Raw genomic sequence first — 24,206 nt, 5'->3', positions numbered from 1 at the left:
TTCATACGACTGGCGATGTTGCTTCGCCTATGCTCGGACAGCACTCGCGCGCACGTCGCTCCGATGGCGCGTCGTCCGAACCGAAACGGGAACCGACACATGTCCACCACCACGCCTTCGATCGTTCACCACACCGTCACCGCGAACGGCATTCGACAACATTTCATCGACGCGGGCAGCGGGCCTGTCGTGGTCCTGCTGCACGGTTTCCCGGAAACCAGCTTCGCATGGCGGTTCCAGATTCCCGTCCTGGCGCAACGCTACCGCGTCATCGTGCCCGACCTGCGCGGCTACGGCGAAACCGACAAGCCGGCCGCCGGCTACGACAAACGCAACATGGCCCGCGATCTCGTCGCATTGCTCGACACGCTTGGCATCGGCCGAATCGCGCTGGTCGGGCACGATCGCGGCGCACGCGTCGCGACACGCTTCGCGAAGGACTTCCCCGAGCGCCTCGAGCGCCTCGTCGTGATGGACAACGTGCCGACCCGCATCGTCGCGGAGAACATGACAGCCCAGACGGCACGCGCGTACTGGTTCTTCCTGTTTCATCAGGTAGCGGACCTGCCCGAAGCCCTGATCGCCGGCAAGGAGGCCGAGTGGCTCAGCTACTTCTTCTCCGACTGGTGCTACAACCCGCACGCCATTTCCGGCGAGGCGTTCGACACGTATGTCCGGGCCTATCGTCGTCCCGGCGCCGTACGTGGCGCACTCGCCGACTACCGCGCGAACGCGGAAGACGTCAAACAGGATCTCGCCGACGCCGATGTGAAGATCGCATGCCCGACCATGGCGATCTGGGGTGAGGATTTCTACGCGGTCGGCAAGATGTTCGACATGAAATCCGTCTGGGAAAGCATGGCGACACATCTTCGGGCCGAGCCCATCGCGCAATGCGGCCACCTTCCGCAGGAAGAACAGCCGGAACGCGTCAACGCGCTGCTGCTCGATTTCCTGAAGAGCTGGGAAGGTTGAATCCGCGGCGCACCGGCATCGACGCGGCAGGAAATCGGACGCGCGGCACGCGCGATCCACTGGTTGACAGGAGCACTTCATGAATGACGTATCGACGCCGCGGGCACTCGTGATCGGCGGATCGGTAGGCGGACTCTTCACGGCAACCGCGCTGCGTGCGGCTGGATGGCGCGTCCGCGTGTTCGAACAGTCGCCAAGCGAGCTCGATAGCCGCGGCGGCGGCATCGTCCTGCAGCCGCCGATCGTCCGCGCGTTCGCATTCGGCGGAGTACCGATGCCGGGCGATACCGGCGTGGATTCGAGCGAGCGGATCTATCTCGACGAGGGTGACCGGATCGTGCAGCAAATGCGCGTGCCGCAAACCCAGACTGCGTGGAATGTGATCTATACGGCGCTGAAGCGCGCGCTGCCAGCGGGCGTCGTCCATGCAGGCGAGACGTTCGAGCGACTCGATTCCGATGGCGCGCGCGTGACCGCGCATTTCGCGAGCGGCCGCGTAGAACACGCGGATCTGCTCGTCGGCGCGGATGGCGGGCGCTCCGGCGTGCGCGCGCAACTGCTGCCCCATACGCAACCCACCTATGCGGGCTACGTTGCGTGGCGCGGGCTCGTGGACGAACATGACCTGCCCGATCAGGTACTTCGCATGCTGCGCAACCGCTTTACGTTTCAGCAGGGTGACGCACATCTGTTCCTGACCTACCTGGTGCCAGGCCGCGACGGCACCGTCGAGCCCGGCAAACGGCGCGTGAACTGGGTGTGGTACCGGCGTCTGTCGTACGACAAGCTACCTGAACTGTTTCTTTCCCGGGACGGCACACAGCGAGACGGATCGCTGCCGCCCGGTGCAATGCCCGACGACAGTCGGTCGGAACTCGTCGACGCGGCCCGCAACCTGCTCGCGCCGACGCTCGCCGCGCTCGTCGACGCAACGCACGCGCCGTTCGCACAGGCAATTCGGGATCTTGTCGTCGAGCGAATGGTGTTCGGCCGCGCGGTACTGCTTGGCGACGCGGCTTGCCTTGTCCGCCCACATACCGCCGCCGGCGTGGCAAAGGCGGCGGACAATGCGGTTGGACTCGCCGAAGCGATGCAGGCTTTCGCGCGAGGCACGGCGTTCGACGCCGCCCTGTCGCGTTGGGAACGCGATCAGCAGAAGATCAACGCTTCGCTGTCGGCGCTCGGTATTTCACTGGGTACGCGCATCATGGGATCGACGTGACCACCCAGATAGCGCCGAGGCAGTCGAACCGCCGGACATCACGTTGATGAGGAAATAGCGCTCCAGATCGGGCGCCGAACAACAACCTTCGGCAATGCGGCATACTTTGACGTTTTTGAGACCGCTCTTGCTAGCTGCTGCAAACTTTGTTGCGCGCCGATAACGGGCAAAAAAAAGCGCCACGGAGACCGTGGCGCTAAAAAAGTTCTAGCCATTCCGAGGGCCGTGCTAGAACCTGAGAGACTGCGCGAAACACCGTTGCCGGTTAAACTCCTGAAACGATGTTTCGAAAACGTGAGACATTCTTTCCGTTTCCGCCCGACAAGTCAAGCGGTATTTGCACCGGCTCCTGCACTTTCCGGCAATGGTCATTTGAGAACTTTCCTAATAAACCAAGGGTGAACCCGTAAAATCCCATACGATGAACGATTCACCCACGGAACATGCATCTTTTGACAATCATCTTACGATACCAACAAAATTGAAATCGAGTTTCGGAAATAGAGAGAATTCCTCGTGTCGATATCTGTAACGCCTCCCGCACCCCGGGACCGTGAATCGGCGCCGGACGAGATCACCGCGCTTGCGCGCGGCCTCGCCGTGCTGCGCCGCATCGCGGCCGCCGACGCCCCCGTCAGCAACCGCGAGCTGACCGAATTGACGGGCATCCCGAAGCCGACCGTGTCGCGCATCACGGCGACGCTCGTCAGCGCCGGCTTCCTGTTCCAGCTGCCCGACAGCGAGCGCTTCGTGCTGACCGCGTCGGTGCTGGAGCTGAGCCACGGCTTCCTGCGCAACTTCGATATCCGCGCGCGCTCGCGGCCGTTCATGATCGAGCTGGCCGAGCGCACGTCGCTGTCGGTGCACCTCGCGGTGCGCGACCGGCTCGACATGGTCGCGATCGACGTGATCCGGCCGCGCTCGGCGGTGCTGGTCACGCGCCTCGAGATCGGCTCGCGGATGGACATCGCACGCACCGCGGTCGGCCGCGCGTATCTCGCGGCGCTGGAGGACGACGAGCGGCGCACGCTGCTCGACGCGCTGCGCGCGACGGCCGGCGACGATTGGCCGCACGTGTCGGCGCGCCTGAACCCCGGTCTCGAGGACGCGATGCGCGCAGGCCACGCGATCGCGATCGGCGAATGGCGCGAAGGGCTGAACGCGGTCGCGGCCGGCTTCGTCGGCCCGTCGGGCCAGCGCTACTCGGTGAACTGCGGCGGCGCATCGAGCCAGTGTTCGGCCGAATGGCTGCAGGAACACGTGGTGCCCGCGCTGCACGAATGCATCGCGAAAATCACCCGCGAGATCGGCGGCGCACCGGCCCGGCGCAGCGCCGCGTAATCGATCCGTCATCGTCCCGTCGCGTTATGTAACGACCGTAACCCGTTGAAAGATAGACCGCTGGACTGTAACGGGGACGGGACGTAGCATCATGCCCATCGTCGCGCCGCATTCGCGGTGCGCACCGCTCTTTCCCGCGCGGACCGCCAGGGCCGGACCGAGCCGGCCCTCGCGGCATCGCATGCCCACGCGCCGCTCCACCCCCGTTTTCCGGCACGCCGCGCCGTCTTCCTGACAGAACACGATGGACAACCAACAAAAGCCCACGCCCCCTTCGAAGGATCCCGCCTCCCCTGCCGCCCGTCGCCCGCGCCGCACGCTGGTGATCGGGACGCTCGCAGTCGTCATCGGCGGCCTGCTGTGGTGGCACCCGTGGAGCCGCACGCCGGCCGGCACGCAGGCCGCAGGCAGCGCGGCCTCCGGCGCGAGCGCCGGCGGCGGCCATCGTGGCCGCGGCGGCCCGGCCGCGATGGCGAACATTCCGCAGCCCGTGTCGGTCGCGACCGCGACGCAAGGCGAGATGCCGATCGTGCTGTCCGCGCTCGGCACCGTGACGCCGCTCGCGAACGTGACGGTCAAGACGCAGCTGTCGGGCTATCTGCAGTCGGTCGCATTCCAGGAAGGCCAGCTCGTCAGGAAGGGCGACCTGCTCGCGCAGATCGACCCGCGTCCGTACCAGGTCGCGCTCGAAACCGCCGAAGGCACCTACGCCCGCGACGCGGCCTTGCTCGCGACGGCCCGCCTCGACCTGAAGCGCTACCAGACACTGCTGTCGCAGGACTCGATCGCGTCGCAGACGGTCGACACACAGGCGTCGCTCGTCAAGCAATACGAAGGAACGGTGAAGACCGACCAGGCGGCGATCGATTCCGCGAAGCTGAACCTCACGTACGCACGCATCACGGCGCCGGTGTCGGGCCGCGTCGGCCTGCGCCAGGTCGACCCCGGCAACTACGTGACGGCGGGCGACACGAACGGGATCGTCGTGATCACGCAGATGCAGCCGATGAGCGTGATCTTCACGACGTCGGAAGACAACCTGTCGCAGATCCTCAAGCAGGTGAACGCGGGCAAGAAGCTGTCGGTCACCGCGTACAACCGCAACAACACGGTGCCGCTCGAGACGGGCTCGCTCGAAACGCTCGACAACCAGATCGACACGAGCACCGGCACGGTCAAGCTGCGCGCGACGTTCGATAACAAGGAAGGCCTGCTGTTCCCGAATCAGTTCGTGAACACGCGCCTGCTCGTCGACGTGCTGCGCAATGCGACGATCGTGCCGACGGCCGCCGTGCTGACGGGCTCGATCGGCCAGTTCGTGTACATCGTCAAACCCGACAACACGGTGACGGTGCGCAAGGTCACGATCGGCCCGGTCGACGGCGAACGCACCAGCATCGTCAGCGGCGTCGCGCTCGGCGAGCGCGTGGTCACCGACGGCTCCGACCGGCTGCGCGAAGGCGCGAAGATCACGATCCCGGCCGACAAGCCGAAAGGCGCGTCGGGCGCGCACGGCGCCGGCGCGGCGTCCGGTGCATCGGGCGCGTCGGGTGCGTCCGGCCACCGCGGCGGACACAAGCACGGCGCGTCGCAGGCCGCGGCCCCCGCGGCCCAGTAACGCGCGGGCCGCTCGATGAATCCATCCCGCCTCTTCATTCTCCGGCCGGTCGGCACCGCCCTCCTGATGGCGGCGATCATGCTGGCCGGCCTCGTCGCGCTGCGCTTCCTGCCGCTCGCCGCGCTGCCCGAAGTCGACTACCCGACGATCCAGGTCCAGACCTTCTATCCGGGCGCGAGCCCCGAGGTGATGACGTCGTCGGTCACCGCGCCGCTCGAGCGGCAATTCGGGCAGATGCCGTCGCTGAACCAGATGTCGTCGCAAAGCTCGGCCGGCGCGTCGGTGATCACGCTGCAGTTCTCGCTCGACCTGCCGCTCGACATCGCCGAGCAGGAAGTCCAGGCCGCGATCAACGCGGCCGGCAACCTGCTGCCGTCCGACCTCCCGGCCCCGCCGATCTACGCGAAGGTCAACCCGGCCGACGCGCCGGTGCTGACGCTCGCCATCACGTCGAAGACCTTGCCGCTCACGCAGGTGCAGGACCTGACCGACACGCGCCTCGCGATGAAGATCTCGCAGATCGCCGGCGTCGGTCTCGTCAGCCTGTCGGGAGGCAACCGGCCGGCCGTGCGGATCCAGGCGAACCCGACCGCGCTCGCGCAGTACGGGATGAACCTCGACGACCTGCGCACGACGATCTCGAACCTGAACGTGAACACGCCGAAGGGCAACTTCGACGGCCCGACGCGCGCGTATACGATCAACGCCAACGACCAGCTCACCAGCGCCGACCAGTACAACTCCGCGGTCGTCGCGTACAAGAGCGGCCGCCCGGTGATGCTGACCGACGTCGCGAAGGTGGTCGCCGGCTCCGAGAACACCAAGCTCGGCGCGTGGGTGAACGCGGAGCCCGCGATCATCCTGAACGTGCAGCGCCAGCCGGGCGCGAACGTGATCGCGACCGTCGACGCGATCAAGGCGCAGCTGCCGAAGCTGCAGGAGACGCTGCCCGCGGCGCTGGACGTGCAGGTCGTCACCGACCGCACGACGATGATCCGCGCCGCCGTGCGCGACGTGCAGTTCGAGCTGCTGCTCGCGGTCGTGCTGGTCGTGCTGGTGATGTACCTGTTCCTCGCGAACGTCTACGCGACGATCATCCCGAGCCTGTCGGTGCCGCTGTCGCTGATCGGCACGCTCGCGGTGATGTACCTGGCCGGCTTCTCGCTGAACAACCTGTCGCTGATGGCGCTCACCATCGCGACCGGCTTCGTCGTCGACGACGCGATCGTGATGATCGAGAACATCGCCCGCTACGTCGAGGAAGGCCACACCGGCCTCGAGGCCGCGCTGAAGGGGTCAAGGCAGATCGGCTTCACGATCATCTCGCTGACGGTGTCGCTGATCGCGGTGCTGATCCCGCTGCTGTTCATGGGCGACGTGGTCGGCCGCCTGTTCCACGAATTCGCGATCACGCTCGCGGTGACGATCGTCATCTCGGCGATCGTGTCGCTCACGCTCGTGCCGATGATGTGCGCGAAGCTGCTGCGCCACTCGCCGCCGCCGGAAAGCCACCGCTTCGAGGCGCGCGTGCACCGCGTGATCGACGCAGTGATCGCGCGCTACGGGGTCGCGCTCGAATGGGTGCTGAACCGCCAGGGCTCGACGCTCGTCGTCGCGCTGCTGACGCTCGCGCTGACCGCCCTGCTCTACGTGTACATACCGAAGGGCTTCTTCCCCGCGCAGGATACCGGCGTAATCCAGGCGATCACGCAGGCGCCGCAGTCGATCTCGTACGGCGCGATGGCCGAACGCCAGCAGGCGCTCGCGGCCGAGATCCTGAAGGACCCGAACGTCGAGAGCCTCACGTCGTTCATCGGCGTCGACGGCAGCAACATCACGCTGAACAGCGGCCGGATGCTGATCAACCTGAAGGCGCGCGACCACCGCTCCGAGTCGTCCGCGCAGATCATCCGCGACCTGCAGCAGCGCGTCGCGAACGTGACCGGCATCACGCTGTTCATGCAGTCGGTGCAGGATCTGACGATCGACTCGACCGTGAGCCCGACGCAGTACCAGTTCATGCTGACGAGCCCGAACCCCGACGAGTTCGCGACCTGGGTGCCGAAGCTCGTCACGCGGCTGCAGAAGGAGCCGTCGCTCGCCGACGTCGCGACCGACCTGCAGAGCAACGGCCAGTCGGTGTACATCGAGATCGACCGCGCCAGCGCCGCGCGCTTCGGCATCACGCCGGCGACCGTCGACAACGCGCTGTACGACGCGTTCGGCCAGCGGATCGTATCGACGATCTTCACGCAGTCGAACCAGTACCGCGTGATTCTCGAGTCGGAGCCGAAGGAGCAGCATTACGCCGAATCGCTGAACGACATCTACCTGCCGTCCGCCGGCGGCGGCCAGGTGCCGCTGTCGTCGATCGCGTCGTTCCACGAACGGCCGTCGCCGCTGCTGATCGCGCACCTGTCGCAGTTCCCGTCGACGACGATCTCGTTCAACCTCGCGCCGGGCGCGTCGCTCGGCGAGGCCGTGAAGGCGATCGGCGCCGCGGAGAAGGACATCGGCCTGCCCGGCTCGTTCCAGACGCGCTTCCAGGGCGCGGCGCTCGCGTTCCAGGCGTCGCTGTCGAACCAGCTGTTCCTGATCCTCGCGGCGGTCGTCACGATGTACATCGTGCTCGGCGTGCTGTACGAGAGCTACATCCATCCGATCACGATCCTGTCGACGCTGCCGTCGGCCGGCGTCGGCGCGCTGCTCGCGCTGATGATCACCGGGCACGACCTCGACATCATCGGGATCATCGGGATCGTGCTGCTGATCGGCATCGTGAAGAAGAACGCGATCATGATGATCGACTTCGCGCTCGAGGCCGAACGGGTCGAGGGCAAGCCGCCGCGCGAGGCGATCTACCAGGCGTGCCTGCTGCGCTTCCGGCCGATCCTGATGACGACGCTCGCCGCGCTGCTCGGCGCGGTGCCGCTGATCGTCGGCGCGGGCGCCGGCTCCGAGCTGCGCCAGCCGCTCGGGATCGCGATCGCCGGCGGCCTGATCGTGTCGCAGGTGCTGACGCTGTTCACGACGCCGGTGATCTATCTCGGCTTCGACAGCCTCGCGCGCCGCGCGCGCGGCTGGTTCGAGCGGTACGGCCCCGGCGCCGATTCCGGCAAGCACACGGGTGCCTAAGCGATGAACCTGTCGCGCCCCTTCATCACCCGCCCCGTCGCGACGACGCTGCTCGCGCTCGGCGTCGCGCTCGCCGGCCTGTTCGCGTTCATCAAGCTGCCGGTGTCGCCGCTGCCGCAGGTCGACTTCCCGACCATCTCGGTGCAGGCGTCGCTGCCCGGCGCGAGCCCCGAGACCGTCGCGACCAGCGTGACGAGCCCGCTCGAGCGGCACCTGGGCTCGATCGCCGACGTCAGCGAGATGACGTCGACCAGCACGGTCGGCAACGCGCGGATCATCCTGCAGTTCGGGCTGAACCGCGACATCGACGGCGCCGCGCGCGACGTGCAGGCCGCGATCAACGCGGCGCGCGCCGACCTGCCCGCCTCGCTGAAGAGCAACCCGACGTACCGCAAGGTCAACCCGGCCGACTCGCCGATCATGATCGTGTCGCTCACGTCGGAAACGTCGTCGCCCGCGAAGCTGTACGACGCCGCGTCGACGGTGCTGCAGCAGTCGCTGTCGCAGATCGACGGGATCGGCCAGGTGTCGGTGAGCGGCTCCGCGAATCCGGCCGTGCGCGTCGAGCTCGAACCGCATGCGCTGTTCCACTACGGGATCGGCCTCGAGGACGTGCGGGCCGCGCTCGCGTCCGCGAACGCGAACAGCCCGAAGGGCGCGATCGAATTCGGCCCGAAGCACTACCAGCTCTATACGAACGACCAGGCGTCGCATGCGTCGCAGTACAGCGACCTGGTCGTCGCGTACCGCAACGGCGCGGCCGTGCGGCTGTCCGACCTGTCCGAGGTCGTCGACTCGGTCGAGGACCTGCGCAACCTCGGCTTGTCGAACGGCAAGCGCGCGGTGCTCGTGATCCTCTACCGGTCGCCCGGCGCGAACATCATCGAGACGATCGACCGGGTGCGCACCGCGCTGCCGCAGCTCACCGCGTCGCTGCCGGCCGACATCACCGTGACGCCGGTGCTCGACCGTTCGACGACGATCCGCGCGTCGCTGAAGGACACCGAGCACACGCTGCTGATCGCGATCAGCCTGGTCGTGATGGTCGTGTTCCTGTTCCTGCGCAACTGGCGCGCGACGCTGATCCCGAGCGTCGCGGTGCCGATCTCGATCATCGGCACGTTCGGCGCGATGTACCTGCTCGGCTTCTCGATCGACAATCTGTCGCTGATGGCGCTGATCGTCGCGACCGGCTTCGTCGTCGACGATGCGATCGTCGTGCTCGAGAACATCACGCGTCACATCGAGAACGGCAAGCCGCGGCTGCAGGCCGCGTTCGACGGCGCGCGCGAGGTCGGCTTCACGGTGCTGTCGATGAGCATCTCGCTCGTCGCGGTGTTCCTGCCGATCCTGCTGATGGGCGGCATCGTCGGGCGCCTGTTCCGCGAATTCGCGCTGACGCTGTCGCTCGCGATCGCGGTATCGCTCGCGGTATCGCTGACGGTCACGCCGATGATGTGCGCGCGGCTGCTGCGCGAGCCGCACGACGCGCACGAGGAGGGCCGCCTCGGCCGGTTCCTGGAGCGCTTCTTCGCGCGGATGCAGCGCGGCTACGAGCGCTCGCTGTCGTGGGCGCTGCGCCGCCCGCTGCTGGTCCTGCTGATCCTGTTCGCGACGATCGGGCTGAATGTCTATCTGTACATCATCGTGCCGAAGGGCTTCTTTCCGCAGCAGGACACCGGGCTGATGATCGGCGGCATTCGGGCCGACCAGTCCACGTCGTTCCAGGCGATGAAGCAGAAGTTCACCGAGATGATGCGGATCGTGCAGAGCAACCCCAACGTGCAGAGCGCCGCGGGCTTTACCGGCGGCACGCAGACCAATTCGGGCTTCATGTTCGTCACGCTGAAGGACCGCACCGAGCGCAAGCTGTCGGCCGACCAGGTGATCCAGCAACTGCGCAAGCCGCTGGCGGATGTCGCCGGCGCGAGCACGTTCCTGCAGGCGGCGCAGGACATCCGCGTCGGCGGCCGGCAGAGCAACGCGCAATACCAGTTCACGCTGCTCGGCGATTCGAGCGCCGACCTGTACAAGTGGGGGCCGCTGCTGACCGAGGCGCTGCAGAAGCGCTCCGAGCTGACCGACGTCAACTCCGACCAGCAGCAAGGCGGGCTGGAGGCGATGGTGACGATCGACCGCGCGACCGCCGCGCGGCTCGGCATCAAGCCCGCGCAGATCGACAACACGCTGTACGACGCGTTCGGCCAGCGCCAGGTCTCGACGATCTACAACCCGCTGAACCAGTACCACGTCGTGATGGAAGTCGCGCCGAAATACTGGCAGAGCCCGCAAATGTTGAATGAAGTGTGGATCAGCACGTCGGGCGGCAGCGCGAACGGCTCGCAGTCGACCAACGCGGCGGCCGGCACCTTCGTCGCGACCTCGGCCGGCACGTCGAGCGCCGGCACGGCCGCCACCAGCGCCGCGGCGATCGCGTCCGATTCCGCGCGCAACCAGGCGTTGAACTCGATCGCGTCGAGCGGCAAGTCGAGCGCGTCGTCGGGCGCGGCGGTGTCGACGTCGAAGTCGACGATGATCCCGCTGTCCGCGATCGCGACCTTCGGCCCGAGCACGACGCCGCTGTCGGTCAACCACCAGGGCCTCTTCGTCGCGACGACGATCTCGTTCAACCTGCCGCCGGGCGTGTCGCTGTCGCAGGCGACCCAGGCGATCTACCAGACGATGGCGCAGATCGGCGTGCCGCCGACGATCGTCGGCAGCTTCCAGGGCACCGCGCAGGCGTTCCAGCAATCGCTGAACAACCAGCCGATCCTCATTCTCGCGGCGCTGCTGGCCGTCTACATCGTGCTCGGGATCCTGTACGAGAGCTACATCCACCCGATCACGATCCTGTCGACGCTGCCGTCGGCCGGCGTCGGCGCGCTGCTCGCGCTGCTGCTGTTCAAGACCGAGTTCAGCATCATCGCGCTGATCGGCGTGATCCTGCTGATCGGCATCGTGAAAAAGAACGCGATCATGATGGTCGACTTCGCGATCGACCAGACGCGCAACGGCAACAAGTCGTCGTACGATGCAATCCACGAGGCGTGCCTGCTGCGCTTCCGGCCGATCATGATGACGACGATGGCGGCGCTCCTCGGCGCGCTGCCGCTCGCGTTCGGCCATGGCGACGGCGCCGAGCTGCGCGCGCCGCTCGGGATCGCGATCGCCGGCGGGCTGATCATGTCGCAGGTGCTGACGCTCTATACGACGCCGGTCGTCTATCTGTACATGGACCGGCTGCGCGTGTGGAGCGAGAAGCGCCGCAACCGCCGCGGCAATTCGGGCGGGCCGGCGGTGGCTGGGGAGTAACGCGTAGCGGGACGTGGTGGGGCGCGGCGGGATGCGGGGCGGCGTGGAGCGGCGCGGCGATGCTTGGCGGCGCAAAAAGCCGCGCCAATGACCTTGGCTCCCGAAAAAGTAGCCGATCGTCCAGATCGTTTCAGCCGACGATTCACGCGCGGCCGCCGAGGCTGCCGCCGACGAGGCGGCGCATTCGCCCGGGGTCGGGCTTGCACGCCGGCGGCGATCGGCTATCGTGTGTCCATGCTCACCCTCGCGCCCGTTTCCGGGAGCCCGCCATGAACGTCCAGCTCAACCATACGATCGTCTGGTGCCGCGACAAGCACGCGTCGAGCCGCTTCCTCACCGAGCTTCTGGAGCTGCCGGCGGCGACGCCGTTCGGCCCGATGCTGGTCGTCCCGCTCGAGAACGGCGTGTCGCTCGATTTTTATGAAACGGACGGAGAGATCGCGTCCCAGCACTACGCATTCCTGACCGACGAGGCCGGCTTCGATCGCGTGTACGCGCGCATTCGCGAGCGCGGCCTGCCGCACTGGGCCGATCCGGCGAAGCGGCAAGCCGGTGAGATCTACCGCCATCACGGCGGGCGTGGCGTGTATTTCGACGATCCGGACGGTCACTTCCTCGAAGTGATGACGCAGCCGTACGTGCTGAACGGATAACGGGACGCGTCGGCCGGCGTGGCACCGGCCGACGGGGTGAGACAGGCGGCGCCCTCGGTCGGACGCCGCCCCCGCGCGGTTGGCGCGGTCAGCGCGGTCAGCGCGGTCAGCGCGGTCAGCGCGGTCAGCGCGGTCAGCGCGGTCAGTGCGGTCGGCGCAGTCGGCGCGGCCAGCGTTACTCGGCAGCAGCGGCCGTCTTGCGCGGACGACGCGCACGGGGAGCCGTCTTGCGGGCCGGTTTTTTCGGCTTTGCAGCGGCGGCTTCGTCAGCCGCCTCACCGGTCGATTCGGCAACCGGTGCCGCTTCGTGCGCCGGCTGCGCGGCAGCCGCCGAAGCGCCGTACTCGCCAGCCGTCGGCGCCGCGACGTGCCGTTCCTCCCGATGCTCCGCGTCGCGATGCGTCGCTTCGGCAGGCTGGCCTTGCGCGTGCTTTTCACCACCATGCTTCGCACCGCCGTGCGCGGCCTCGTCCGGCTTCGCCGCCGCCTGACGGCCGGCGCCCTTCGCGTCGCCGCCCTTCGCTTCGCCGCCCTTCTTGGCGCCGGTCTTCTTCGCCGCGCTCTTGCGCGCGCGCTTGCGGCCGTCCTTCGCTTCACCGTGCGTATCGGCCACTTCAGTCGCTGCAGTCGCTTCGGCCGTCGCTGCCGGCACGAGCGCCACTTCATCGACGACGTCGACGACGGCCGCCTCTTGCACGTCGGCCTGCACGCTTTCCTGCACGGCTGCTTCCGCCCGCTGCCCGCGACGCCGCGACGGGCGCTCGGCCGGTGCTGCCGCTTCCGCATGACGCCCGCCGTGACCGTGATGCGCGCCGTGACCATGGTGCGCGCCGCCCGTATCACGCGCCGCCGCCTGCTCCGCCACGGACGACTGGCGCGGCCGCGACACGAACGCGCCCGACTTGTCGTCGCGCCCCACTTCGAGCAGCCCGCGCGCCTGCGCTTCGTCGAGCAGGTTGCCGAACGCGCGGAAGCCGTAATACGACTCGTTGAAGTCCGGCTTGCGGCGCTTGATCGCGCTCTTGAGCACCGACGCCCAGATCTTGCCGACGTCGTCGCGCTCCGAGGCCAACGCATCGAACGTCTCGACCGCGAGCGCGATCGCCTCGCTGCGGCGCGCTTCCAGCTCCGGCTTGCGCGACGGTTCGTCCGGCCGCTTCGCGCCGCCGTTACCCGCGTGCTGCTGTTCGCGCTTCGCCTGCGCGCGCTGCTGCTCGCGCACCAGATCGTCGTAGAAAATGAATTCGTCGCAGTTCGCGACCAGCAGGTCCGACGTCGACTTCTTCACGCCGACCCCGATCACCTTCTTCGCGTTCTCGCGCAGCTTCGACACGAGCGGCGAAAAATCCGAGTCGCCGCTGATGATCACGAACGTGTCGACGTGCGACTTCGTGTAGCAGAGATCGAGCGCGTCCACGACGAGCCGGATGTCGGCCGAGTTCTTGCCCGACTGGCGCACGTGCGGAATCTCGATCAGCTCGAAGCTCGCCTCGTGCATCGACGCCTTGAAGCCCTTGTAGCGCTCCCAGTCGCAATATGCCTTCTTCACGACGATGCTGCCCTTCAGCAGCAGCCGCTCCAGCACGGGCTGGATGTCGAATTTCTCGTACTTCGCGTCGCGCACGCCGAGCGCGACGTTCTCGAAGTCGCAGAACACGGCCATGCTGACGTTGTCCAGGGGTAATGCCATGTGTACTCCAACCGGTTGGTCGCCGCGCTGCATTGCGTCGCGGCGAAAAATGCATCGCGCACATGATAGCCGGTCAGCGGGTCGATTCCGCAATCGATGCGCACGATGGCATGCCGATGCGGCTCCCCCGGGGGCCGCGCCGGCAAGCCTCGAGCGGTGCGTCCCTCATTCCCTGCACGCCGCCGGCCCAAATCGACATACACTTGAGTATCGGTCGTCCGTCCCTATCTGGGAGGATGACGCATCATGCAAGGAGCGGTTTCATGACGACGAAGGTACTGCTGATTGGCGCGACCGGCCGCACGGGTCAGGCCTGCGCGGATCTGCTGCTCAAGCAGCCGGAATTCGAGGTGACAGCGCTGGTGCGCCGGCACGGCTATGCGCTGCCGGGCGCGAAGGTCGTCGAGGCCGATCTGACGGGCGATTTCTCGCACGCATTCCAGGGCATCACGCACGTGATCTACGCGGCCGGTTCGGCCGAATCGGAAGGCGCCGCCGAAGAGGAGCAGATCGACCGCGACGCGGTCGCGCGCGCTGCCGAGCATGCGCTCGCCTACAACGTACAGAAGCTGGTCGTGATCAGTTCGCTGACCGCGTACTGGCCGGAGCGCAGCGGCGACGCGCTGCGCCACTACTCGCAGATGAAGCGCGAAGGCGACGAGCGCGTGATCGCGTCGGGCATCGACTACGTGATTCTGCGCCCGGGCCCGCTGTCGGACAGCCCGGGCGTCGGCAAGATCGCGCTGACCGAGGAGCCGCTGAACGCGGCGCCGCCGGTGTCGCGCCAGGATGTCGCATGGGCCGCGATCGAGGCGATCAAGCTGGGCATTTCGCGCAAGGTCATCGGCTTCGTCGGCGGCGGCGTGCCGATCGAACAGGCATTGCGCGCTTAACGGACATCCGGTACGCCCGGCACGCCCGCGCCGCCACCCCGCGGCGCGTCCCATCGTGCTTGCGGCCCGCGCGGCGGGCCGCTTTGCCGCGGGCTCAGCGCCTGCGGCTTACTGCTTCGGATGCGCGTCGGCCCACGCCTTGACCGCGGCGAGCGTGTTCTCCACGTGCTTGTCGGGTGACAGGCTCGTGTACTCGTACAGCACCTTCCCTTCCGGCGAAATCACGTAGGACACGCGGTTCGCGCGATCGAGCGCGGGCAGCTTTGCGTCATATTCGCGGATGATCTTCGCGTCCGGATCGGCCGCGACCGGGAACTTGCTGCGGCACTCGCTCACCGAGAATTTGGTCAGCGTGTCGATGTTGTCGGCCGACACGCCGATCACCGTTGCGCCGTAAGCTTTGTAACGATCGACCGCATCCGCGAACGCATGCGCCTCGATGGTGCAACCCTTCGTGAACGCGGCCGGGTAGAAATACAGCACGACCGGCCCGTGCTTCAGCGCATCGGCGAGCGCGTACGTGTAAGTCTTGCCGCCCAGCGACGCCTGCGTCGTGAAATCGGGGGCCGTAGCGCCCGGCTTCAGTTGCGCCTGCGCGACCAGCGCATGACCGGCCAGCAGCAGCGCCGCCACGGCGCCCACCAATAGTTTTCGCTTCATCTGTGTCCTCATTTCTTATACAGTCAGCCTCGATGTGGGCCATGCTGCGTTCGACCATCGAACGCCGCATGCACGACCCGGTCCGGCGGCAGCGCAAGCCGCTGCCGGCCGGCCGGTTAAAGATTCCGCGCAACCTGCCGTTATTCCTTCCGGACAACCGGTTCCAGCCCTTCACGTCAGCGAGAAACATGGAAGCCAACAGGAAACAGACGCCACGCAAGGGCTCCTGGCGCAATGCCTTGCATACGCTGCGCCGCTTCGCCTGGTCGGGCGGCGCGCTGATGCCTGCGCGCGCCGGCGCGCCGCGCCGCGACGACACCGTGCGCAACTGGCTGGAACAGACGGTCGGCACGGTGGATTTCCTCGCCCATGTCGACCGCGAGCTGCGCTTTCTGTATGTATCCGACGCGAGCCTGCGCTTCATCGGTTATCACCGCGACTACCTGCACACGCTGACGCTGCGCGACCTGATCGCGGAACAGGATACCGCGACGCTCGAAGGCCTGCTCGCACGTGCCGCGCGTTCCGGCCAGGTCGAGAAGGCGACGATCTGCATCGTCAAGTCGCTCACCTACCCGCTCGACGTCGAGATCCGCGCGTTCAAGAGCCGTCACCACGGCGTCGACGGCTTCGCGATCGCGGCGTTCGACGTGACTGCCTGGCGTGCGCTCGAAGCCCGCCTGACGTATGAGATGCACCATGATCCGATGACGGGGCTCGACAACCTGTCCGCGCTCGTGCCCGCGCTGATGCGCGCGCAGCAGGCGGCCGACGAGAGCGGCACGTGCGCGGCGCTGCTGCTGCTCGACCTCGACGATTACCAGCGCATCAACCGCGCGCTCGGCTACGACGCCGGGGACACGCTGCTGCGCGACACCGCGCAGCGGCTGCGGGCGCTCGTCGCGCCCGGCGAGCAGCTCGCGCGCGTCGCGAGCGACAAGTTCGCGGTGGTGTTGACCGCGCCGAACCGCGCTCGCGCGAGCGACGCCGCTGATGCGCTCGCGCGCCGGCTGCAGGCCGCGGTGCGCGAACCTTACGTGTTTCAGGGGCAGACCGTGCACTTGTCCGCGAGCATCGGCATCGCGCTGTACCCGGACGAACGCGCGGCGCCGCATCGCGCGCAGCACCACAGCCCGCTGCTGCGCCGCGCCGACCATGCGCTCGCACAGGCGAAGGCGTCGGGCGGCAATGCGCTCGCGTTTCACGAGCCGGTCGACGACCCGGCCGACGCGGAGCGGCTCAAGCTCGAGGCCGACCTGTACGACGGCGTGCGCAACGGCGAGTTCTCGCTCCACTTCCAGCCGATCACGCGCAGCCAGTCGGGCGCGGTGGACGGCGTCGAGGCGCTGATCCGCTGGCGACATCCGGTGCACGGCCTCGTGCCGCCGGCCACCTTCATTCCGCTCGCCGAATCGATCGGCCTGATCAACTATCTCGGCAACTGGGTGCTCAAGGCCGCGTGCATGCAGCTCGTCGCGTGGGACCGCCAGGGGCTCGCGCTGCAGTACGTGGCGGTCAATGTGTCGCCGCAGCAGTTCCGCGACCCGCGTTTCACGCAGAGCGTGCGCGAGGCGATCGCGCTGACGGGCATCGACCCGCGCCGCATCGTGCTCGAAATCACCGAAAGCCTGCTGATGCACGATCCCGCGCAGGCGAAGATGCTGCTCGAGGAGTTGACGGAGCTCGGCATCCGCTTCGCGATCGACGATTTCGGCACCGGCTATTCGAGCCTCGCGTACCTGCAGCGCTTCCCGCTCGCGAAGCTGAAGATCGACCGCAGCTTCGTCGAGAACCTGCTGACGTCGCGCAACGATCGCGCGATCGTGTCGGCGGTGGTCGGCCTCGCGCAGACGCTCGATCTCGAGCTCGTCGCGGAAGGCGTCGAGACCGAGGCGCAGCGCGAACTGCTGACCGAAATGGGCTGCAACCACATCCAGGGCTGGCTCGTGTGCCAGGCGCTGCCGTCCGAGGAGCTCGCGCGGCGCTTCGAGGCGCAGCAATTGCGCCTGCACGCCGCCTGACGCGCGCAGCGAACCGGACAGATTCGAATGTCAATCACCGCACACCTGCCCCGCACGGCGCTGCTCGACAAGCTGTGGGCCCGGATGAACGAACGGGGCGACTTCCCGCTGCTGTCGGAATCGCTGCGCGCGACGATGGCCGCGATGAAGAACGACGACCTCGACTTCACCGCGCTCGTACGCGTCGTACTGTCGGATTTCGCGCTCACGCAGAAAGTCCTGCGGCTCGCCAATTCCGCGATGTACATGGCGTTCGGCGGCAACATCACGACCGTCACGCGAGCCCTGATGGTGCTCGGCATGGACACGGTCGGCCATCTCGTCGTCGGGCTGAAGCTCGTCGACCATTTCCATCACAGCACGCCGCGCCGCATCGACGCGAAGCTCGAGCTGAACCGCGCGCTGCTGTCCGGCTGCGTCGCCCGCAAGCTGACCGAGCATGCGGAACTGCGCGGTGGCGAGGAAGCCGTGGTCTGCACGCTGATGCGCCAGGTCGGCAAGCTGCTCGTGGTCTGCTATCTCGACAGCGAATGGGACCGGATTCGCCGCCGCGCCGCCGAGCTGAACGGCGATGACGCGGCCGCGTGCATCGACGTGCTCGGCGTCGGCTTCGACGAAATCGGTCTGGAGGCCGCCGCGAGCTGGCGCTTGCCCGACGTGATCCGCGCCGGGATGGCCGACGGCGACGGTCGCGCCGCGCACGCCGCCCACCGCGACGAACGCGAAGACGACGACGAAGACGAGCGCGCCGACCGCCGGCGCCCCGCGGCCTGTGCCGACGAAGGCACCGACCGCGTGCGCTGGCTGCGCGCGGTGAGCCGCTGCTCGACCGACGTCGCCGGGGCGCTCGCGATGCCCGCGGGCCCGCAGCGCGACGCGCACATCGCGGTGCTCGCGCAGCGCTACGGGCAGGAACTGGAGATCGATGCCGACGCGTTGGTGGAAATCGCCGACCGGCTCGCACGCGAGGAAGCGAGCGACACCGTGATGCGCGAGATCGTCGAGCTGCGCGCGAACGCCGATGCGATCGCGCGGGCGCAGCCCGAACCCGAGGCATGCCTCGAGGCCGGCCTCGCGGACCTGCGCGCGCTGCCGTCCGAGCACGTGCTGATGCCGGTGCTCGCGCTTGCGTCGGAAAGCCTGCTCGCGGGGCTCGCGTTCACGCGCACCGTGATGTTCGTGCGCCGCGACGACGGCATGTTCGCCGCGCGCCTCGGCTTCGGGCCGGACGTCGATGCGGCGCTCGACCGGCTGTGCTTCGACGAGCGCTTCGAGCCGGACGTGTTCCATCTCGCGATCACGAACTCGGTCGGCATCTTCATCGAGCAGGCGCAGGAGCCGAAGATGGTGAAGCGCCTGCCCGCGTGGTACCTCGATGCGCTCCCCGACACGCGCGCGTTCGTGCTGCTGCCGGTGCGCGTCGGCACGACGACCGTCGGCCTGCTGTACGGCGACTGGGCCGGCGCACAGCCCGCGCGCAAGATCACGCAGCAGGAGATGAGCGTGCTCAACGAGCTCGCGCGCGAACTGGGGCGGTTCTTCCCCGCGTGACGCACGCGGGGCGCCACCCCGTGCGCAAGAAGCGGCGCCCCAAAAGCAAACCGGCCGCGAAAGCGGCCGGCTGCATCGTGCGACGGATCGAAACGCTTACTTGAGCGTGACCGGCACGCTGAAGTACTTCTTCGCGAGGGTGTCGATCGTGCCGTCGGCCTTCAGCCCCTTCAGCGCCTGATCGAGCGCGGTCTTCAGCGCCGCGTCGTTCTTGCGCAGGCCGAAGCCGACGCCCGAGCCGAGGATCTCGGCATCGGCCACCGTGCCGCCGGCGAAGCCGAAGCCCTGGCCTTGCGGCTTCGACAGGAAGCCCTTCGAGCCCGCTTCCGAATCCTGGAACGTCGCGTCGAGACGGCCCGACTTCAGGTCGGCGTAGGCCAGGTCCTGCGTCTGGTACGGAACGACCTCGACACCGGCCGGCGCCCACTTCTTCTTCGCGTACGCTTCCTGGATCGTGCCCTGCAGCACGCCGACCCGCTTGCCCTTCAGCGCTTGCGGGGTCGGCTGGAGGCCGCTGCCCTGCTTCGCGATCAGCTGGTTCGGGATCGTGTAGATCGGATCGGTGAACGCGATCGCGTGCTTGCGCTGATCGGTGATCGTCATGTCCGAGTTGATCGCATCGAACTTGCGCGCCTGCAGCGCGGGGATCAGGCCGTCGAAGTCGTTCTCGACCCACACGCACTTCACCTTCAGCTTCGCGCACACGGCGTTGCCGATGTCGATGTCGAAGCCGGTCAGCTTGCCGTCGGGCGTCTTGTATTCGAACGGCGCGTACGAGGCCTCCACGCCGAACCGGATCTCCTTCAGATCCGCCGCCATCGCGCTGCCTGCCGCCACGGCCGTTGCCGCCACTACCGCGTGCGCGGCCACTTTACGCCAATCCAACTTCATCAGGTGTTCTCCTCGATACTCGAATGTTCCGGAACTACGGGCGCTTGCATCATTGCCGGGCCGGATGACCACGACAATCCCGATGCCGCGCCTTGATGCGGCGCAACAGCCGCAAGGCGGCGATTGTACCAATCCGCACGGCCCGATACGGCAAAGCGGCCGCCGGCACGCGATGCTGCGCTGCGTGCGCCGGCGTCGGCCGGGCCTTCGTCGAACTTGCAAGACGATGTCGCAAATACGCAAGAGCCGCCTGCGCGGCCGGCGCACGTACGTCAACCCCAAAATGCGAACGCGGCGCGACGATGCGCGGGCTGCCGATCACCGCAGCCGCGCGCAACCGCGCATCGCTCAGACGAGCGCGGCGAGCGTGTCGCGCGTCGTGTCGACGACGAGCAGGCCCGCGCGCAAGCCCGGCTTCACCGACGGATTCGGGAACACGATGCGCTCCTCGTCGTGCTTCACCGTATAGCGGTAGTCGCCGTCCTGCGCGAGCACGGTGCCGCGCGCGAACGCGGTGAAGTTCGCGACGTCGGCCGCGACGAACAGCTCGAGCGCGTCGCTCTGCTTCGTGATCTGGTCGATCACGGTGAACACGCGCGGCAACGGCGCATGGCCTCCTTGCGGATGGCCGCCCTGCGGCGCGCCCGACACGAGCTTGCGCACCGCGCGGTCGGCCGGCGCGAAGCGCGACAGGTCGTTCTGGCCAAACGGCCGCACCTTGCCGAGTTCCAGCGTGCACGCGAGCGTGCCACAGTGCTCGGCCGTGAAATGCGAATACGTGTTGCCCTTCGCGGTATGCAGCAGCACGGCCGCGATGCGCGCTTCGCCGAGCCATTCGATCATCGCGCGGGTCGGCGGCGTGCCCGTGTGCGGCAGCAGCGCGAACTGCTCGAACACCGATGCACGAATCGCCGTATGCATGTCGACGTGCCAGCGTGCACCGCCCGCCGGCGCGGCCGCGAAGAACGCGGCGGCCGCCGCTTCGAGCTGCACCGCGCGCGGCGCTTCGCGGCTCGTCGGCACCTGCGCGTGCCGGCCGCTGAACAGGCGGTTCAGATCGTCGTCGAGATAGCGCTCGCCCGCGCGCATCGCCGGCACGTTGCCGAGCACGACGAGCAGCCGGCACGCGAGCGGCAGCGTGCCCGCCGCGAGATCATGCACGAGCATCGACAGCAGCTCGATCGGCGCGGTCTCGTCGCCATGCACGCCGGCCGACACGAGCACGCTCGCGCGCGCCGCAGCGTCAGCATCGGCATCGCCCGCCGCGTCGCGTGCGGCCGGCTCGAACGCGAGCAGCCCGTCGCCGAGCCATTGCCAGCGCACGGCGCCGTCCGCGCACACGCCGTCCTTCACGGCCGGCGCGTCGCCCGCGAGCGTGAACGCGAGGAAGCCGTCGAGCAGCGCGGCGGCCGGCATGCGGGACTCAGCGCTGGAAGTCATACAGCGACCCGACACGCAGGATCTGCGTGAGCTCGTCGAGCGCCGTGCGCGATTCGTCGAGCAGCGTCGGATCGGCGAGATCGTCCGGTGCGAGACGATCGCGATAGTGCTTTTCGATCCACGCGTCGAGCGACGCGAACAGCGTGTCGTTCATCCATACGTTCGACGTGACCGCCGCACGCTCGGCGTCGTTCAGCACGACACGCAGGCGCAGGCAGGCAGGTCCGCCGCCGTTTTTCATGCTTTCGCGCAGGTCGAACACGAGCACATCGCGGATCGGGCCGTTGCCGGCCGCGAGCTCGTCGAGATAGGCCGCGACGTTCGCGTTCTCGCGACACTCCTGCGGCACGACGAGCACCTGCGAGCCGTCGGCGCGCGACAGCAGCTGGCTGTTGAACAGGTACGACGTGACCGCGTCGTTCACGCTCACGGCCGCCTCGGGCACCTCGATCACGTTCAGCCGCGCGCCGCGCGCATCGAGCGTGGCCGTCAGCGTGTCGTAGATCGCCTGCTTGTTGACGAACGCGCGCTCGTGCGTGAACAGCGTGTCGCGGTTGCCGACCGAGATCACGTCGTTGTGGAACACGCCCGCATCGATCACGTCCGGATCCTGCTGCGCATAGACCGTCGCCGTTTCATCCAGGCCGTGGCGATGCGCGACCGCGCGGCTCGCCTCGAAGGTCTGGCGCGCCGGGAAGCGCTTCGGCTCCGGGCCGCGGCGGTATTCCGCACGGCCGTACACGAAGAACTCGACGCCCGGCTTGCCGTATTCGGCGCAAAAGCGCGTATGGTTCGCGGCCCCTTCGTCGCCGAGCGCCGGCGTGCCCGTCAGCGCCTCGTGCACCGCGAAGTGCGCGGGATCGGCGAATAGCGTCGACAGCGTACGGCGCGTCGCGTCGTGCTCGATCGCGCGATGCAGCTTGCTGCACAGGTTGGCCGGCGTGAAGTGCACACGGCCGTCGCCGGTGTCGGCCGACGGGCTGACGGTCGCCGCGTTCGCGGTCCACATCGCCGACGCCGAGCTCGCCGCGGCGAGCAGTTCCGGCGCCTGCTTCGCGGCCTTCGCGATCACGTCCGCGTCCTTGCCGGAGAAGCCGAGCTCGCGCAGCAGGCGCAGCGACGGCCGCTCCTGCGGCGGCAGCACGCCTTGCGCGAAGCCGAGATCCGCGAGCTGCTTCATCTTGCGCAGCCCCTGCTTCGCCGCCGCCTTCGGGTTCGCGGCCGACTTCTCGTTGTTGAGCGACGCCACGTTGCCGAACGACAGCCCAGCGTAGTTGTGGGTCGGGCCGACGAGTCCGTCGAAATTGGCTTCTTGTGCGTTCATCGTCGTTCCCTCGATCAGAAGTGCAGGCCCGGCGACAGGCTCGCGGGCAAGGTCAGTTGCGTGCTTTCCACCGACGCCATCGGATACGCGCAATAGTCGGCCGCGTAGTACGCGCTCGGACGATGGTTGCCCGAGCGACCGGTGCCGCCGAACGGCGCGGCGGACGATGCGCCGTTGGTCGGTCGGTTCCAGTTGACGATCCCCGCACGGATCGTGCGGCGGAAGTGCTCCCAGGCGTGCGCGTCGTCGGCCAGCAGGCCGGCCGACAGGCCGAACGCCGTGTCGTTCGCGCGCTCGATCGCTTCGTCGAACGTCGCGTAGCGGACGATCTGCGCGAGCGGGCCGAAGTGCTCTTCGTCGGGCAGGTTCGCCACGCCGGTCACGTCGATGATCGACGCGTTCACGAAACCCAGGCGCGGATCGCGCTGCGTCATCTCGATGATCGGCTTCGCGCCCTGCTCGACCAGGCGCGACTGCGCATCGACGAGCTTCGCGGCCGCGCGCGCCGAGATCACCGCGCCCATGAACGGCTGCGGATCGGCGTCGAACACGTCGGCCGTGATCTTCGACGTGACGTCGGCGAAGCGGGCGAGGAAGCGCTCGCCGAACGCGCCCTGCGGCACGAAGATGCGGCGTGCGCACGTGCAGCGCTGGCCGGCCGACAGGAACGCCGACTGGATCGTGTGGTGCACGGCCGCGTCGACGTCCTCGACTTCGCCGATCACGAGCGGGTTGTTGCCGCCCATCTCGAGCGCGAGCACGATCTCCGGACGGCCGCCGAACTGCTTGTGCAGCAGCGTGCCGGTATCAGAGCTGCCGGTGAAGAACAGGCCGTCGATCTGCCGGTGATTCGCGAGCGCGATGCCCGTGTCCTTCTCGCCCTGCACGAGGTTCAGCACGCCGGCCGGCAGCCCGGCTTCGTGCCACACCTCGACCGTCGCGCGCGCGACGCCCGGCGCGAGCTCCGACGGCTTGAACACGACCGTGTTGCCCGCGATCAGCGCCGGCACGATATGGCCGTTCGGCAAGTGGCCGGGGAAGTTGTACGGGCCGAACACCGCGACGACACCGTGCGGACGATGGCGCAGCACCGCGACGCCGTCGGCCATGTCCTGGCGCTTCTCGCCGGTGCGTTCCTGGTATGCCTGGATCGAGATGCCGACCTTCGCGGCCATCGCCGCGACTTCGGTGCGCGCTTCCCACAGCGGCTTGCCCGTCTCGCGGCCGATCGCCGTCGCGATCGCTTCCTTGCGCTCGGTGAGCAGCGCCGCGAAGCGCTTGACGATTTCGCAGCGTGCTTCGAAGTCGAGCGCCGACCAGCCGCCGAACGCGCGGCGCGCGCTCGCGACCGCACGGTCGACGTCGGCTGCCGACGCGCTGTCGCCCTGCCACGCGATCGCGTCGGTGCCCGGGTTGCGCGAAGCGAAGGCGGGGCCCGAGCCTGCGATCCAGGCGCCGTCGATGAAGAGTTCCGTCATGA

General features: G+C 68.0%; 16 protein-coding genes. 10 read left to right on the top strand and 6 right to left on the bottom strand.

The genetic code is table 11. The features are described from left to right. The first annotated feature begins 99 nt into the window (after positions 1-99). The 7 genes from ABIC50_RS03165 (at position 100) to ABIC50_RS03135 (ending at position 12,256) form a co-directional block, all read left to right on the top strand. Entirely contained in the window at positions 100-975 is an 876-nt protein-coding gene (locus ABIC50_RS03165) for an alpha/beta fold hydrolase (protein ID WP_175661862.1), read from the top strand. Between the two features lie 79 nt (positions 976-1,054). Next, entirely contained in the window at positions 1,055-2,197 is a 1,143-nt protein-coding gene (locus ABIC50_RS03160) for an FAD binding domain-containing protein (protein ID WP_354161509.1), read from the top strand. Between the two features lie 516 nt (positions 2,198-2,713). Next, a complete protein-coding gene (locus ABIC50_RS03155; RefSeq protein ID WP_011656418.1) occupies positions 2,714-3,538 on the top strand; it encodes an IclR family transcriptional regulator in 825 nt (274 codons plus the stop codon). A gap of 244 nt (positions 3,539-3,782) precedes the next feature. Then, on the top strand, positions 3,783-5,156 hold the full coding sequence (locus ABIC50_RS03150) for an MdtA/MuxA family multidrug efflux RND transporter periplasmic adaptor subunit (protein WP_354161506.1): 1,374 nt from the start codon (positions 3,783-3,785) through the stop codon (positions 5,154-5,156). Between the two features lie 15 nt (positions 5,157-5,171). Beyond that, positions 5,172-8,291: an MdtB/MuxB family multidrug efflux RND transporter permease subunit gene (locus ABIC50_RS03145; RefSeq protein ID WP_175706145.1), complete on the top strand. Its 3,120-nt coding sequence runs from the start codon at positions 5,172-5,174 to the stop codon at positions 8,289-8,291. Positions 8,292-8,294: 3 nt separating this feature from the next. Next, positions 8,295-11,603 carry an efflux RND transporter permease subunit gene (locus ABIC50_RS03140; RefSeq protein WP_354161503.1) on the top strand — a complete coding sequence of 1,103 codons (3,309 nt, stop codon included), beginning with the start codon at positions 8,295-8,297 and terminating at the stop codon, positions 11,601-11,603. Between the two features lie 269 nt (positions 11,604-11,872). Then, positions 11,873-12,256 (top strand): VOC family protein, encoded by a 384-nt coding sequence (locus tag ABIC50_RS03135; protein ID WP_175678948.1) that lies wholly within the window; start codon positions 11,873-11,875, stop codon positions 12,254-12,256. A 175-nt stretch (positions 12,257-12,431) separates the two neighbouring features. Here ABIC50_RS03135 and ABIC50_RS03130 read toward each other — a convergent pair whose 3' ends face one another. Beyond that, positions 12,432-13,946 (bottom strand): NYN domain-containing protein, encoded by a 1,515-nt coding sequence (locus ABIC50_RS03130; protein ID WP_354161500.1) that lies wholly within the window; start codon positions 13,944-13,946, stop codon positions 12,432-12,434. 263 nt (positions 13,947-14,209) lie between these two features. Here ABIC50_RS03130 and ABIC50_RS03125 point away from each other — a divergent pair, with 263 nt between their 5' ends. After that, a complete protein-coding gene (locus ABIC50_RS03125; protein ID WP_138848023.1) occupies positions 14,210-14,839 on the top strand; it encodes an SDR family oxidoreductase in 630 nt (209 codons plus the stop codon). A gap of 108 nt (positions 14,840-14,947) precedes the next feature. Here the strand turns inward: ABIC50_RS03125 and ABIC50_RS03120 are convergent, their stop codons facing one another. Next, positions 14,948-15,499, bottom strand: a complete 552-nt coding sequence (locus tag ABIC50_RS03120; protein ID WP_354161497.1) for a peroxiredoxin — start codon at positions 15,497-15,499, stop codon at positions 14,948-14,950. Positions 15,500-15,780: 281 nt separating this feature from the next. On the opposite strand from ABIC50_RS03120, the gene cdpA reads away from it, so the two are divergent. Both cdpA and ABIC50_RS03110 read left to right on the top strand, forming a co-directional pair. Beyond that, positions 15,781-17,520, top strand: coding sequence for a cyclic di-GMP phosphodiesterase CdpA (cdpA, locus tag ABIC50_RS03115; RefSeq protein WP_193759174.1), 1,740 nt, complete (start codon positions 15,781-15,783; stop codon positions 17,518-17,520). 27 nt (positions 17,521-17,547) lie between these two features. Further along, on the top strand, positions 17,548-19,071 hold the full coding sequence (locus ABIC50_RS03110; RefSeq protein ID WP_175674678.1) for an HDOD domain-containing protein: 1,524 nt from the start codon (positions 17,548-17,550) through the stop codon (positions 19,069-19,071). Between the two features lie 96 nt (positions 19,072-19,167). Here ABIC50_RS03110 and ABIC50_RS03105 read toward each other — a convergent pair whose 3' ends face one another. From ABIC50_RS03105 to astD, 4 genes are all read right to left on the bottom strand, one after another. Next, the gene (locus ABIC50_RS03105) at positions 19,168-19,962 is read right to left on the bottom strand and encodes an ABC transporter substrate-binding protein (RefSeq protein ID WP_006755075.1); all 795 of its coding nucleotides are present in this window, start codon (positions 19,960-19,962) and stop codon (positions 19,168-19,170) included. Positions 19,963-20,310: 348 nt separating this feature from the next. Then, on the bottom strand, positions 20,311-21,378 hold the full coding sequence (gene astE / locus ABIC50_RS03100) for a succinylglutamate desuccinylase (protein WP_354162164.1): 1,068 nt from the start codon (positions 21,376-21,378) through the stop codon (positions 20,311-20,313). Between the two features lie 7 nt (positions 21,379-21,385). Beyond that, positions 21,386-22,726, bottom strand: a complete 1,341-nt coding sequence (astB, locus tag ABIC50_RS03095; RefSeq protein WP_175674679.1) for an N-succinylarginine dihydrolase — start codon at positions 22,724-22,726, stop codon at positions 21,386-21,388. A gap of 14 nt (positions 22,727-22,740) precedes the next feature. Continuing rightward, positions 22,741-24,204 carry a succinylglutamate-semialdehyde dehydrogenase gene (gene astD / locus ABIC50_RS03090; RefSeq protein WP_354161494.1) on the bottom strand — a complete coding sequence of 488 codons (1,464 nt, stop codon included), beginning with the start codon at positions 24,202-24,204 and terminating at the stop codon, positions 22,741-22,743. Positions 24,205-24,206 lie beyond the last annotated feature (2 nt).

It is taken from the genome of Burkholderia sp. 567 (assembly GCF_040545115.1).
Lineage (GTDB): Bacteria > Pseudomonadota > Gammaproteobacteria > Burkholderiales > Burkholderiaceae > Burkholderia > Burkholderia ambifaria.
The sequence above is the reverse complement of the archived record's forward strand: the minus strand, read 5'-3'. Positions and strand labels throughout refer to the sequence as shown.